We start from the raw sequence: 255 nt of genomic DNA, 5'->3' as shown, positions 1-255 counted from the left end.
GTACATATTAGATACGATTCGTTTATTAACGACAGAAATGTTAGACGTACCGTTAATCGGTTTTTCAGGAGCTCCATTTACGCTAGCGAGCTATATGATTGAAGGCGGTCCATCTCGTAACTACCATAATACGAAAGCGTTTATGTATGCAGAGCCGAAAGCTTGGTTCGCTTTAATGGATAAGCTTGCTGATATGGTTATTACATATTTAAAAGCGCAAATTAACGCAGGAGCAAAAGCAGTTCAAATTTTCGA

The 255-nt window shown here is 38.4% G+C and carries 1 protein-coding gene; it reads left to right on the top strand.

Annotated elements, in window-relative coordinates; genetic code table 11:
- On the top strand, positions 1–255 hold a 255-nt coding region (locus JDS96_RS31275; protein WP_274605986.1), incomplete at both ends, for a uroporphyrinogen decarboxylase family protein.

This window comes from Bacillus cereus group sp. N21, assembly GCF_016483395.1.
Classification (GTDB): domain Bacteria; phylum Bacillota; class Bacilli; order Bacillales; family Bacillaceae_G; genus Bacillus_A; species Bacillus_A pseudomycoides.
This window is presented reverse-complemented; position numbering and strand designations above follow the sequence as displayed.